Annotated in this window: 14 protein-coding genes; 5 read left to right on the top strand and 9 right to left on the bottom strand. The window is 44.7% G+C overall.

Features of this window, described 5'->3' with window-relative positions; genetic code table 11:
• Positions 1-137: 137 nt before the first annotated feature.
• Positions 138-341 (bottom strand): hypothetical protein, encoded by a 204-nt coding sequence (locus DW677_RS11100; RefSeq protein ID WP_004614949.1) that lies wholly within the window; start codon positions 339-341, stop codon positions 138-140.
• Between the two features lie 146 nt (positions 342-487).
• A complete protein-coding gene (locus DW677_RS11095; protein WP_005362423.1) occupies positions 488-712 on the bottom strand; it encodes a helix-turn-helix domain-containing protein in 225 nt (74 codons plus the stop codon).
• Between the two features lie 302 nt (positions 713-1,014).
• Here DW677_RS11095 and DW677_RS11090 point away from each other — a divergent pair, with 302 nt between their 5' ends.
• From DW677_RS11090 to DW677_RS11070, 5 genes are all read left to right on the top strand, one after another.
• A complete protein-coding gene (locus DW677_RS11090; RefSeq protein ID WP_117468711.1) occupies positions 1,015-2,055 on the top strand; it encodes a DUF6076 domain-containing protein in 1,041 nt (346 codons plus the stop codon).
• Positions 2,056-2,124: 69 nt separating this feature from the next.
• Positions 2,125-2,808: a response regulator transcription factor gene (locus tag DW677_RS11085; RefSeq protein ID WP_054356773.1), complete on the top strand. Its 684-nt coding sequence runs from the start codon at positions 2,125-2,127 to the stop codon at positions 2,806-2,808.
• Entirely contained in the window at positions 2,805-3,836 is a 1,032-nt protein-coding gene (locus DW677_RS11080; RefSeq protein WP_117468712.1) for a HAMP domain-containing sensor histidine kinase, read from the top strand. The genes DW677_RS11085 and DW677_RS11080 overlap by 4 nt, the downstream gene beginning before the upstream one ends.
• 123 nt (positions 3,837-3,959) lie before the next feature.
• Positions 3,960-4,625: an ABC transporter ATP-binding protein gene (locus tag DW677_RS11075; protein ID WP_054356775.1), complete on the top strand. Its 666-nt coding sequence runs from the start codon at positions 3,960-3,962 to the stop codon at positions 4,623-4,625.
• 12 nt (positions 4,626-4,637) lie between these two features.
• The gene (locus DW677_RS11070) at positions 4,638-7,214 is read left to right on the top strand and encodes an ABC transporter permease (protein WP_117468713.1); all 2,577 of its coding nucleotides are present in this window, start codon (positions 4,638-4,640) and stop codon (positions 7,212-7,214) included.
• Between the two features lie 122 nt (positions 7,215-7,336).
• Here DW677_RS11070 and DW677_RS11065 read toward each other — a convergent pair whose 3' ends face one another.
• From DW677_RS11065 to DW677_RS11035, 7 genes are all read right to left on the bottom strand, one after another.
• A complete protein-coding gene (locus tag DW677_RS11065; RefSeq protein ID WP_117567242.1) occupies positions 7,337-7,711 on the bottom strand; it encodes an HIT family protein in 375 nt (124 codons plus the stop codon).
• Positions 7,708-8,328 (bottom strand): rhomboid family intramembrane serine protease, encoded by a 621-nt coding sequence (locus DW677_RS11060; protein WP_015552895.1) that lies wholly within the window; start codon positions 8,326-8,328, stop codon positions 7,708-7,710. Before DW677_RS11060 ends, DW677_RS11065 begins: the two co-directional genes overlap by 4 nt.
• Before the next feature lie 22 nt (positions 8,329-8,350).
• Complete coding sequence (locus tag DW677_RS11055) at positions 8,351-9,451, bottom strand: hypothetical protein (protein WP_117471044.1); 1,101 nt, start codon at positions 9,449-9,451, stop codon at positions 8,351-8,353.
• A gap of 112 nt (positions 9,452-9,563) precedes the next feature.
• Entirely contained in the window at positions 9,564-11,027 is a 1,464-nt protein-coding gene (locus tag DW677_RS11050; protein WP_117471045.1) for a DUF6382 domain-containing protein, read from the bottom strand.
• Complete coding sequence (locus tag DW677_RS11045) at positions 11,027-11,440, bottom strand: hypothetical protein (RefSeq protein WP_117471046.1); 414 nt, start codon at positions 11,438-11,440, stop codon at positions 11,027-11,029. Before DW677_RS11045 ends, DW677_RS11050 begins: the two co-directional genes overlap by 1 nt.
• Complete coding sequence (locus DW677_RS11040; RefSeq protein WP_117471047.1) at positions 11,437-11,868, bottom strand: A24 family peptidase; 432 nt, start codon at positions 11,866-11,868, stop codon at positions 11,437-11,439. Before DW677_RS11040 ends, DW677_RS11045 begins: the two co-directional genes overlap by 4 nt.
• Positions 11,865-12,710, bottom strand: coding sequence for a pilus assembly protein (locus DW677_RS11035; RefSeq protein WP_181967967.1), 846 nt, complete (start codon positions 12,708-12,710; stop codon positions 11,865-11,867). The genes DW677_RS11040 and DW677_RS11035 overlap by 4 nt, the downstream gene beginning before the upstream one ends.
• Positions 12,711-12,829: the final 119 nt, after the last annotated feature.

The raw sequence follows: 12,829 nt of genomic DNA, 5'->3' as shown, positions 1-12,829 counted from the left end.
CAAGGGGGTGTAGCCACCTTGTCGGAGCGAAGCGAACGCAGACCTCGGATTGCTGATTTTATCAGCGGCAGAGGTAAGCTCCGCAGGACGCACGATACATGGTCTTTAGACTATGTATAGAAGTGCGCCCTTAGTTCCTAAGGGATTTTGCCGTTTCCGGCAGTCTTGTCCTTTTTCTTGGAACGCTTGGAAAGATACTTCGGGCAGTCAACCACAACCGCCCGGAAGCTCTGTTTACATTCGTGCTGGCATTTCCGGCACAGTTCATTGTAAGTGATACGGCTGCGGTCATTTAAGAAGAAAGACCATTCCAACCGCCGCTTGTTACTCATTCTTGCCATAACCGGCTCCTTTCTCCGTTTCTATCTGATGTACGCAGATAGGCTGTTTTGGTGTAGCGTCTCGGTATCATTTTTAAGGTTTTTTCCCTCTGTATGCCCCTTTGGAAAGTGCAGCAGTATTGCAGTCAGGGAATGATACCTCACGCTTATTTGTCACTTCCCGGTACGGTTTCGGAGCCTTTTGCCATCCATTCAAAGAAAGCAATCTTGCTGACCTTGATAAGCCTGCCCCTGCGGAACGCTGGAAAGCCGGGGGTGTGTACCAGCTCATAGGCGCTCGCTCTTGAAATTCCCATAATCCGCTGGATGTCCGCCACATCCAGAACCAGCGGTAAATCCTCGTAGCTGTTCAATCTCTTTTTATCGTTCATTCTGTTCCTCCCATAAATCAAATAGGTTAAAATGCTTCCTGTTGCCGTTCTCCCCAAAAGCCGTTTTCCTGCCCCATTCCTGCGGTGTTTCCCTGCATTGGTGCGCCGGATGCGTCACTTCTCCTGCTGGTCATATCCCTTTTGGACGGTCATTCACTTGTCAAGGTACTTTGTGGCACGAAATTACCAACTGCAATCATCATAGCGGACTATTCTTGACAAAACAATGCTTCTGCGATACCATGAGTGTAACGGATATAACTAAATTATATAATTACCATAATCAAAGGCAGGGGATAGGGATGGAGAATCAGTTTATACGGCATGAGCCATGTTTTGAGAGGATTTTGTTTGTCCTGACGCTGGACAGGAAGAAAATGAAAGAACGGATTTTGATTGGGGAAGAACAGCAGATCCGCTTCCGTCTGAACGGGAGCCAAAACGCAGAGGTGCTTTGTGATATGACACGCCCGCTGGGGACTTTTTTGATAAACTTTGAGTGCGACACGGACAGAGATTGGAACTTATACGGGCTTTCTCCGCTGCGGCAAGCCCTACACTCCAACAGATGGAAACAGCCGGAGCTGGAGCAGGCGGCAAGCGAATTTCTCTGGGGAAAATATCTTAGCAATGACCCTCTGAAAATGTATGTGGCGTTCCGTATTTGGAACAGCTATCTGCTTGCCAGAGAACCCCGTGACCGTAACGCTGCCTGTGACCGCTTCATGGATAAAATGAGCAGACTGACCGGGGTATTCCAAAACGAAGCCATGAGCTTTGACAGGGAGACAGGAAAACCGAAATATTTTCAAGCTGGCAGCCTTTATTTCAAAGGCGCACCGTCAGAAGATACCCGGCTTGACCTCTGGTTCCCGGACAACCGGCGCACAGAAGAATGTGTGTCTGCCTATGCGTCCCTCTACCCGTTGATTACCTATTATCTGAACAGGCTGAATGACTGGGGGCTTTGCTTCCGGCAGTGCAAGGTCTGTGGGAAATATTTTCTGGCAAAGAGCCAGCGGTATGAGTTGTGCAGCGATAAGTGCCGAAAAACACAGGCGCTTCAAAACAAGCGGGAATTTGACGAGAGGGCAAGAGAAAATAACTATGACCTGCTTTATAAAAATGAATGCCAGAACTGGCGCAACAAAATAAACCGGGTAAAAAATACCGCAGGCTTTCCGGATGACCGTCTGGAAAAAATACAGGCTGCCTTTTCCGACTTTAAGAAAGAAGCATTGCAGAGAAAAAAGGCTGTAAAAACAGGAACAGCCAGCCCGAAAGAATTTACGGACTGGCTGTATCAGCAGAGTAATGTAATTGTGGAACTGACTGAATACTAAATTTTTTTCTCGTTGTGAGGTTTCTGTGACATTTTGTTGATACTATAAAAAGAAAAAGGATGTGATACTATGCGAATACTGGTTGTTGAAGATGACCAGCTTTTGAATAAGACATTAAGCTATAATCTGTCGGCTGTCGGATATTCCGTGGATGGGGCTATGTCAAAGGCTGTTGCCATAAGATTTCTTGAAAAACAGGACTATGATTTAATCGTTTTGGATGTCAATCTGCCGGATGGGAACGGGTTTGATATATGCCGCGAGGTAAAAGAACGCCGTCCCGATACCGCCGTGATTTTTCTAACCGCAAATGATATGGAAAGCGATATGCTGAAAGGATTTGAATTGGGCGCAGATGATTATGTAACAAAGCCCTTTCCTATCAGCGTGTTCCAAAAGAAAGTATCTGCTTTACTGAACCGCATTTCAGCACAATCCGGCGGAGATTTCTACGATGATGGGAATTTGTATATCAATTTTTCCGAATTATCAGCGTGTCTTGCAGGACAGCCGATTACCCTTACATCATTGGAATATCGTTTACTAAAAGTGCTGACAAGAAATTCTCAAACTGTCCTGACCCGGCAGGTATTGCTTGAAAAGCTGTGGGATGCAGATGAAAATTATGTGGATGAACACGCACTTACCACAACGATCAGCCGCATCCGCAGTAAAATTGAAACGAACCAGCATTCCTACATCAAAACCGTTTACGGTATGGGCTATATGTGGATTGGAGGAGCGCAAAAATGATTTCAAAAAAACTCTCCTTAAATAAAGTCTGCATAATACTGGCAACTACCATTTTACTTTTATCCGTGGTCATGTTTTCGGTTCTATATATCCTGACAAAAGAACTGTCTGTGGTATTTTGTAGCATGGCGTTCTGTCTGCTTTTTCTGCTTTGTGTTACTGTTTTTGTGATACTGATACGGCGAAAGCTGACTTTGTTTTCTGAAATACTTTGCTGCACCTTAGACGAAATGATGAATGGAAAAATAGATATATCACAGGTTGCCGAAGAAGAAAACCTATTTTATAAAATCAATCATCGGCTGGTGCGTCTTTATGAGGTTATGCAGGAAAGCAAAAACAGCGTTGCCAGTGAACGAGCTGACTTACAGGAATTGATTTCCGATATTTCTCATCAGGTAAAGACACCGATAGCAAACTTAAAAATGGTAAATGCCACCTTATTAGAACAAGAAGTGCCATCGGATAAACAGCGGGAATTTCTGCGTGCCAGTGGCACACAGCTTGATAAACTGGATTTCTTAATGCAGGCTATGATAAAAACATCCCGGCTTGAAACGGGTGTTATCTCACTTGAAAAGAAACAGCAGCCCATTTATGATACTCTTGCTATGGCTCTGGGTGGTATCTTTCTGAACGCTGAAAGGAAGCACATACAAGTTGAAGTAAACTGCCCGGAAACATTGGTTGTTTCCCATGACCGCAAATGGACGGCAGAAGCCCTATTTAACATATTGGATAATGCAGTTAAGTACACGCCGGAGTACGGTTCTATCCGTGTTTGCGTTGAAAGCTGGGAAATGCACCTGAAAGTCAGCATCACTGATACCGGCAAAGGTATTCCCGAAAACCAACAGGGAGCAATTTTTAGGCGCTTTTATCGGGAAGAAAATGTCCACGATATAGAGGGAATCGGCATTGGGCTGTATCTCGCAAGGGAAATTATTAGCTTGCAGAACGGTTATATACAAGTAACTTCTCAAGTAGGAACAGGCTCAACATTCTCCGTTTTTCTTCCCCATGAATAACCTGTTTTTTTTGAAATGTCACAGGATTGTGACATTTCAGGGCAATTTATTATGTCGGCTGTGACATTTCTGTGAGGATTGCCCTTTATAATGAAGCCATCACAAGAAAGGATGGTGTTCTCTATGAGCATTTTAGAAACAAAAAACTTGAAAAAATACTATGGCACCGAGCCGAATATCACAAAAGCTCTGGATGGTGTAACTCTCACTGTCGAACAGGGAGAATTTGTTGCCATTGTGGGAACTTCCGGCAGCGGAAAATCCACATTGCTCAATATGATGGGGGGCTTGGATGTTCCCACTTCCGGTAATGTAAAGGTCAAAGGAAAAGATTTGTCAGGGCTGAACGATGAACAGCTTACGATTTTCCGCAGACGCAATATCGGTTTTATTTTCCAGAACTATAACCTTGTTCCCGTTCTCAATGTATATGAAAACATTGTTTTGCCCGTAGAATTGGATGGCGATACAGTAGATAAAAATTTCATGGACGAAGTTGTGCAAATGCTGGCACTCGGCGATAAGCTGCAAAATATGCCGAACAACTTATCCGGCGGTCAGCAACAGCGTGTAGCGATTGCTCGCGCCCTTGTCTCAAAGCCTGCCATTATATTAGCCGATGAACCAACGGGCAATCTTGACAGTAAAACAAGCAACGATGTATTGGGACTGTTGAAAGTAACAAGCCAGAAATTTCATCAAACGATTGTGATGATTACCCACAATAGCGAGATCGCCCAGCTTGCAGACCGTATTGTCCGCATTGAGGACGGGAAAATTGTAGAATAAGGGGGCAAAACTATGAATGATATTTTATTTGGAAATAGCAATCGCCCTGTTATCAAAAAATTATCCAACCGTTATTTCAAAGCAGGAAAGAGTAGAAATATCATTGCAATTATTGCAATCGCTCTAACTACTATACTCTTTACAACCATTTTTACATTAGGCTCTGGTTTGATAGATACCGTTCACGACCAAAATATCAGAAAACAAGGTGGCGACGGTCAAGCGGTTTTGAATTATATAAGCGATGAGGTTTTTGATAATATAAAAGGCAATGAGATGATTGAACAGATTGCCTATACAAAGGCAGTGTCTTATCATATCAATAATCCCGGACTGGAAAAATGGCGTGCTGATATGTGGTTTATGGACGATACTGCTTTGAAGTTTGCACGGTATGAGCCAACAACGGGACACCGTCCTGAAGCAGAGAATGAAATTATGGCTGATACCAAAACGCTGGACGCACTTGGTATTCCTGCTGAAATCGGAGCAACCGTAACTTTGGACTATCAAATTAAAGGAATTTCATATTCAAAGAATTTTGTACTATGCGGATTTTGGGAAACAGACAGCCTAAGTAATATTGGACGACTTATTGTTTCTAAAGCCTTTGTTGACAATAATTCTGAACTTTTAACATACACCTACCCCGAAGATAATGACTATTCCGGCGTAGTCGCCGCTTATGTTATGTTTCATGGAAACGGAGCTATCGAATCAAAATTACATCAGCTTCTTGCTGAAACGGGCTATACTTGTGATACTATGGGCGGAAGTCCATCGGATGACAATTATGTGATCGCTCGTGTTAGTCCTGCATATCAAGGCAGTAACTTTTTAGAAAATCCAGCTTTATTGATTTCGGGGATTGTTGGCATACTTTTAATTATGATAACAGGGTATTTGATTATATATAATATTTTCCAAATCTCTGTCATTCAAGATATTCAATCCTACGGACAGCTTAAAACTTTAGGCACAACAAAACGACAAATAAAGAAACTTATCAGCAAACAGGCTATGTTACTTTCCTTTATCGGTATTCCATTCGGCTTACTAATTGGTTTCTTTGTTGGACGAGCATTAGTACCATTTTTAATGAACGGCACAGTTTATGCTTCGGACGCAGGAGTAAAAGTAACTGCTAATCCAATTATTTTTATCGGAGCTGCTTTATTTGCACTTGTTACAGTGATTATTAGCGTAAATAAGCCTGCCAAAATAGCAGGTTCAGTATCGCCTATTGAAGCAATCCGCTATACCGAAAATGACGCAACAGCATTTCAAGGCAAAAAGACGTCTAATAAAAAGTCTATACATGGAGCCAAAATTCATCGCATGGCATTATCAAATCTTGGTCGGAACAAGAAACGTACAATTTTGGTTATTATTTCTATGACTTTGAGTTTGGTATTATTCAACACTGTATTCACACTTGCAAGCGGCTTTGATGTGGAAAAATATGTAGAGAAATTTGTAAACAAGGATTTCATCATCTCTACTGCGGATTACTTCAATTTTAAGTTTGGAAATAGCGACAGCAAAAATGACCTTTCCACTTCTTTTATTGAAGCAGTTAAGCAAAATCCGGCATTTGATGAGGGTGGCGAGTTATATACTACAAAGATTTTGGAAGAAGCATTTTCTGTCGAGAATGGAGTTACCTCAAATTATAACAAAGACGCTGAGGGAAATCCTTTGGTTCAATTATATGGAGCAGATGATTTTTTACTGAACTCAATGGATGTTATAGAGGGAACGATTGATTGGGAAGCATTAAAATCCGGGAATTATGTACTGTATGCTCTGACCGCAGATGACAATGGAAACATTATTGATGACCCTAATATTCATGTTGGAGATACACTTCACTTTAATCATGTGCAAATGGACGGACTTTCCAGTAGTATAGATAATAGTTTTGACTGCAAGGTTATGGCAAAGGTGCTAATCAATGAAAACACCGATACGATAAGAAGTACCGGATTTGCAAAATTTTATATGCCGACAGAGGTTTTCTTACCTCTTTGCGATCAACCTCATTTGGTGAGTTTCCCATTCAATGCAGTTGACGGTATGGAAGCTGATATGGAGGAATTTTTAAGCAGCTATGTTGAGGATATTGAGCCGAGTATGAATTACGACTCTAAACAAACATATATCAATTCCTTTAATGATTTAACTTCTCTGATTATTACCATAGGGGGAGCGTTAAGCATTATCATTGGCTTAATAGGGGTTACAAATTTTGTAAACTCTGTTCTTACCAGTATTATTACACGCAGAAAAGAACTTGCTATGCTTCAAAGTATTGGTATGACAGGAAAGCAGCTAAAGAAAATGCTATCATTTGAGGGCTTATACTATGCTGCGGGAACAGTTGTTGCGTCAATCGTATTTGGTTCTCTGGTATCGGTTATCATTGTAAGAGCAATTTCAAATAGCATTTGGTTTTTCACTTATAAATTTGTTATTTTCCCTATGTTTGTTATCTATCCATTTTTGATTGCGCTAACGGTTATTATTCCGGCAATCATATATCGAAAGATCGCAAAAACAAGTATAATAGAACGACTGCATCAAAACTAAATAATATAGAAAAGCTGGAAGCAAAATCAAGTCTGCTTCCAGCTTTTTTGTATTTGCTATTGTATGTGGTTGACTAAGGAATATTGTTTAAGCGTGAGTTTGTGATATTGGGTGTGGTATCTTTAACTATGGGAAACTCCCGGTTCCCATCCAGCGATCACCGGACCGCCCTCATAGCGCGGGATCACATGTACATGGAAATGGAATACCGTCTGTCCTGCTGCTTCACCGTTATTCTGTACCAGGTTGAAGCCTGCGCAGCCCAGGGATTTCTTCATTGCGGTTCCGAGTTTCGCTCCTAACGGAAGTACTTTTGCAGCAATCTTCGGATCCAGCTCGGTAACGTCCTTAAAGTGTTCTTTCGGAAGGATCAGGGCGTGACCTTTCGCAGCCGGACCAAGGTCCAGAATTACACGGAAATCTTCATCCTCATATACAGTTGAGGAAGGAATCTCACCATTCGCGATCTTACAGAAAATACAGTTACAGTCTTTCATCTTTTGATACCTCCGTCCGCCCACCGGTCTCTGGCAGGCCTATGATATAAAATTATAGCAAGCACAAAGCCTATTACAAGGCCAGACAGGTGTGCGATATTGTCCACACCGGTGCTTGTATATCCTAAATACAGGGAGAAAAAGATCATGATCACAAGTTGTCTTGTATTCAGATCTTCCAACTGCCCTCTGTTGGCCGTGACCACATAAAGCAGGCCGCCGACCACTCCAAAAATTGCGCCGGATGCCCCGGCTGATACTGTCATTGTATCAGCTGTATGCGCCATCATAGACACCCAGTTCGAGCCAATTCCGCAGAGCAGGTAAAATATCAGGTACTTCACATGTCCCAGTGCCCGTTCCAGGTTGTCCCCAATCACAAACAGGACCAGCATATTGTTCATAATATGCCGGATTCCAAAATGCATAAACATCGCTGTCAAAAGCCGGTAATACTCACCGTCCTCCAGGACTGCAGGTGCAAACATCGCGCCCTTTGTATACATGAAATACGCGTCCTCCGAGGAATCGGTGATCTCCAGATACAGGAAAAACAGCACATTCAGAGCAATCAGAAGTCCATTTACATAAGCCTTCTTTCCATATCGGCTTCCCATGGGTCTCATCCTTTCTACTCTGTTATTTCATGACCCCAAGTCCTTTTGCGATGATCGTGATAAAGTCCTGGACATTCGTCACGATAGTCGTTGCAGAGAGGCTTCCGCGGTCCATCAGCTTGTTTACCACAAACTCGTCCGCATCAACAGTATAGAGATATACCGGGCGGATCGTTCCGTCCTTCATAACGCGGAATGACGGAGTCATATTGCCCGTGGCAATCGTGTGAAGCATTGTAGCTAAGCAGATCACACAGGTGGCATCCCGCACCATATCGCGCATGGCGCTCTGTCCTTTATACGCGTCTCCGATGACTTCCGGCATTGGACCGTCATCGCGGATCGAACCGGTCAGAACAAACGGAACATGATTCTTCACGCATCCATAGATAATACCATTGTCAATGTGATTATCCTCGATAAATTTCGGAATGGAACCGCTTCTGCGGACCTTATTTAACACATCCAGGTGGTTGTAATGGCCATTCGGCTGGGATACCTGCGTGTAGATATCCTGTCCTAGTGCCGTATGCAACAGCGCGCCCTCCAGGTCGTGGGTCGCGAGCGCGTTTCCTGCCATCAGACCGTGGGCATATCCGTTATCGATCAGGGACTGCATTGCGTTTCTCGCGTCATAGTCGAAGGAAAACGCCGGTCCCATGACCCAGACAATCTTCCCATGTTCTTTTTCATAGCGAAGAAGGTCCATCAGGCGGTCATAGTCTCTCGCATAGGAGGTCTCCCTGCTTCGTCCCTGGCGGAACACAAATTTATCCGCAAGCGCGTCCGCTTCTGTCTGGAATCCTGTACTGTGGACATAAATTCCCTCCTCGCAGGCTTCGCTCCGTCCAAGAATAACCTTGTCACCTTTTTTGAGATTCCTGTTTTCGACTACCTCCAAATGTCCATCCGGGCAGATCACAACGCTGGAATCCATGCGGCTCTCTTCCGCTAACACCCACTTGCCCTGGATCTTAAAATATTCCGGGAACATAGATGTACTGTGAAAGTATTCTGGGGCAACCCCATCGATCTCCACGATTTCCCATTTCGCGTCAGGGGCCTTGATAAACTGTTCCTTTGAAAAATCGGGCTGATGATATTCTGGCATCTGAAAAGCCATAATACCCCTCCTTTCATCATTGATGGATATATCATAGACCAAATGTCCGAAAAACACCACCCCTGTTTTGTATTTTTACTTTCTCTTTAACGGAACTTTTACCCAGGAGATCCTACAAAAAACGGTATCTCTGATCCGCAAAAGAGAGCATTTCCCCTGGTTCTATATGAATACTCTCATTTGTCTCCAGGAACCGCCCATTTACACTGGTTCCATTCGTTGAATTGAGATCCGTGATCATATATCCGTCCTTATCTTCTTCAATTTTCGCGTGGATCCGGCTGATCTGAGGCAGATTCAGGCAGAAATCCGATATTTCCCGGTTCTTTCCAATAATAAACGGGAAATATCGGACCAGGACGTCCTCGCCCCCATTTTCCGGGACGAGACGTCTTGTCGCCGGGTATATCTGTCTTCCCGTAAGAAGCACTGTCTGCATTTCATCAGATTCTCTTTGTCTTACATCAGTTCTTAAGTCATTAGGATCAGTATAAATGCCATTCTCATTATTTTCTGCATCTCCCCACACTTCCGCCATATCTCTCCGGTATTCAATTTTGTCCGGCATTCCTCCGCGCTCCCTGTCCTCTTCTTCCCGGAACTCAACTTCCCAGTCCTCTTCTGTTTCCCCGGTCTCTTCTTCATCTTTTTTCACACGAAAGAATATCACGCCGGCCATCAGCACACCTTCCGCCGCAAGGATTCCCCATTTCCATTCCAGAATCCGATCGATTCCGACGATAAAGTAAACTGCCACCGGAACAGCTGCCATCAAAACCGCAAACAGCACTGAAAACAAGTTTTTCCCGTGCTTCAGCCCTTTTTCCTCTGCTAGTTCTTCTGTCTCGCCTGAAAGATCCGTTTTCTTGATCTCAGAATATCTGTACTTTCCTTCTGATCCATTTTGCTTTTCTCCCTGATGTCGCGGCAGCTCTCCTGCTGCCCCTGTCCCATATTCCCTGACCATTTTTCTCTCTGCTTCATATAACTTTTCCTTTCCAGTGTTTTCCCCGAAAATATCTTCTTTCCCGTCTCTTTCTCCCGCCCGCAGACATTTTTCCAGATCCCGGATCCCCAGATTTTCCTTTTCTCCTGCCCGAAACAGAGCGAATGCCAGAACTACCGCGTCTCCGTCTGTGTGATCCACATGGTCCAGAATATACCGTGCCAGTTTCCGGAAACTCTCCTCAAACTGACTGCCACTCCCTGGAAGAAGGCAGAAATTCGCTTTCAGGTCATCCGGATCCACATAGATCATATCCGGTTCCAGACAAAGCTGGTCTCCGTCCATCAGGAACCTTTCCAATGCCGTCATGGTGACGACCAGATCACTGGTGATCTGCCGGATCTCCTTTGCCTTAAATGACCGGTATTCCATCATTCTGGCTAGCGACTGTCTCGACGTGATATTAAAATACAGGAATGTCTCCCCATCGATCCTTTTTTCCTGAAACGGCAGAAGTCCGTTGATCCTGTTTTCCGACAGCATCCGCAGCGCATAGGATCCCCCGATCTCTTTTTCCGGGTGCAGTACCATGTAATTTCGGTTCATTTCTCGTTTAAATTCTGTTTTCATCAGTCATCGATCCTGTCTTTTATTTTCTTCAAGGCGTCCTGCTGCCGCAGAAAAGTCTCCGGGTGGATATCCGCCCGCTCTATATGAAGACTCCAGTCCCCCGCCGCCGCGTCACCTTCTGCCGTCAGCGCTCCCAGATTCAGATGGAGCTCATATGCTCCCAGATAAAGCCTTGGGTTCCCCATCTGGCTTCCCTCCTGCTCAAAAGAATCTATCGTTTTTTTCTCATTGACGTTATTTCTGGCCCGCTCCAGTGTTTCCTCCAGGATCATACTGCCAGTCACCGTATCATGGACCGTATAGGCATATCGGATAAATGCCGCCAGGGATAGTAAGACCACCGAAAGAATTATGGATGCCTCTACCGTTATGCTGGCGCTGTAATATTTCTTTATGCAAGTCGTCTCTCTCATATCATCCTCATAAGCACCATCCACAGTGACGCAGGTAAAAGAAACGGCAAAAACGGCAGCCGCAGTTTTCGGATATTTTCCCTTCCAGTTCCGATCTGTGCGCCGACCATTATCGCAAGCCCAAATATTCCGCAGAAAATCTGCCCGGAGATCAATAACATCACACACTCCTGCCACCCAAGGAAAAATCCGGATACAATAAAAAACCACCCGTCGCCCTCACCCAGGAGCCCCCTTGTCAACATTCCAATCAGCAAAAGCATAATTCCAGGAATCATCGCCAGAACGATCTCCCCCGGAAGCCGTTCCTTCCATATGCAGGTTATGATCCCTACTGCCGCTCCGCCCGCCAGTACCTCCAGGCTGATGCTTCTCGTTCTGAGATCCTGCCAGGCTGCGGTTCCTAAAAAAACAAAAAACAGATTCATTCTGTCTCCCCCTTTTTCCTCACACAGTATGAGCACAATCCAAGATGTTCCGCCTCATCCTTCGGTACTTCCCGCACATAGGATATCATAGACCTGCAATTTTTATTGCAGTGATAGTGCTCGCCTGCCGTCGTGATATAGACGGTCTCCGATCCATCTCCCTTTTTCCCGCAGACGGCACAGGGCGTTCGCTTTTCTCCGGGAACCTTGCCGTTTTCTGCCTCAGATCTTGTGACAGTCATGTACTCATTCGAAATATAATGGCAGTCCCGGAACAGGTGATATCTCCCTATTCCGGCCCCTACATAGACCATCTCCGTCTGCTCATCCCCATCACCATCTTGAGAAGTCCCGTCTCCCTTTAATTTCCCGGGAATTCCGATCCAGGACCTCCGTTTCACAGCCACAGTCTCCGTCTGTTTTCCCAGAACTGTCTCAAAAAATGGAATCTCCTCCTGATACTCCGCCGCAAACTCGATCTCACCGTTCTCTCCGTATACATCTGCCTTTTTCACCGTCACATGATCCGCGTACTGCCCGACTTTTCCCCGGATCCAAAGAGCTGCCGCAGCGTCCGTACAGAATGCCGGCAACTCACTGTCTCCGGTTTCCACCGACTCCGCCAAAATCCCATATTGACTGATCTCCTCGCCAATCCGCTCCATGGCAGTCTGAACCTTTCTCTGCCTGTCAAGCCAGATAACTGGTTGGAGAAGTGCCAGAAAGAAAAACAGGGCGAGTGGAAGGACAAGCGCAGCTTCCACTGCCATGGAGGCCGGGAGTGAGGAGGTGCATGGATGCGCTCTCCTTGCCAGCAGGGGATCATGTACTTGGAGAGACATATTTTTCCTATAAGAATGGCATTGCTTATTCATTTCATCAAAACTGGCAAAGAAGAGCACAGCCATACACCTCCTTTATCTAAATTAACCTGTTGTGCTATTTCAAATAAAACGTTTAA

This window comes from Clostridium sp. AM25-23AC (assembly GCF_003435125.1).
GTDB classification, from domain to species: domain Bacteria; phylum Bacillota; class Clostridia; order Lachnospirales; family Lachnospiraceae; genus Pilosibacter; species Pilosibacter fragilis.
Note: the sequence above shows the minus strand (reverse complement) of the source record. Positions and strands in the feature narration are given on the sequence as shown.

What these genes read in the sequence shown, in the direction of transcription:
- DW677_RS11050 (WP_117471045.1), bottom strand. Translation starts at nt 11,027, where the DNA reads ATGAAAACAGAATTTAAACGAGAAATGAACCGAAATTACATGGTACTG.
- DW677_RS11065 (WP_117567242.1), bottom strand. Translation starts at nt 7,711, where the DNA reads ATGAAAGACTGTAACTGTATTTTCTGTAAGATCGCGAATGGTGAGATT.
- DW677_RS11100 (WP_004614949.1), bottom strand. Translation starts at nt 341, where the DNA reads ATGGCAAGAATGAGTAACAAGCGGCGGTTGGAATGGTCTTTCTTCTTA.
- DW677_RS11035 (WP_181967967.1), bottom strand. Translation starts at nt 12,710, where the DNA reads ATGTCTCTCCAAGTACATGATCCCCTGCTGGCAAGGAGAGCGCATCCA.
- DW677_RS11060 (WP_015552895.1), bottom strand. Translation starts at nt 8,328, where the DNA reads ATGGGAAGCCGATATGGAAAGAAGGCTTATGTAAATGGACTTCTGATT.
- DW677_RS11075 (WP_054356775.1), top strand. Translation starts at nt 3,960, where the DNA reads ATGAGCATTTTAGAAACAAAAAACTTGAAAAAATACTATGGCACCGAG.
- DW677_RS11080 (WP_117468712.1), top strand. Translation starts at nt 2,805, where the DNA reads ATGATTTCAAAAAAACTCTCCTTAAATAAAGTCTGCATAATACTGGCA.
- DW677_RS11040 (WP_117471047.1), bottom strand. Translation starts at nt 11,868, where the DNA reads ATGAATCTGTTTTTTGTTTTTTTAGGAACCGCAGCCTGGCAGGATCTC.
- DW677_RS11070 (WP_117468713.1), top strand. Translation starts at nt 4,638, where the DNA reads ATGAATGATATTTTATTTGGAAATAGCAATCGCCCTGTTATCAAAAAA.
- DW677_RS11095 (WP_005362423.1), bottom strand. Translation starts at nt 712, where the DNA reads ATGAACGATAAAAAGAGATTGAACAGCTACGAGGATTTACCGCTGGTT.
- DW677_RS11090 (WP_117468711.1), top strand. Translation starts at nt 1,015, where the DNA reads ATGGAGAATCAGTTTATACGGCATGAGCCATGTTTTGAGAGGATTTTG.
- DW677_RS11055 (WP_117471044.1), bottom strand. Translation starts at nt 9,451, where the DNA reads ATGGCTTTTCAGATGCCAGAATATCATCAGCCCGATTTTTCAAAGGAA.
- DW677_RS11085 (WP_054356773.1), top strand. Translation starts at nt 2,125, where the DNA reads ATGCGAATACTGGTTGTTGAAGATGACCAGCTTTTGAATAAGACATTA.
- DW677_RS11045 (WP_117471046.1), bottom strand. Translation starts at nt 11,440, where the DNA reads ATGAGAGAGACGACTTGCATAAAGAAATATTACAGCGCCAGCATAACG.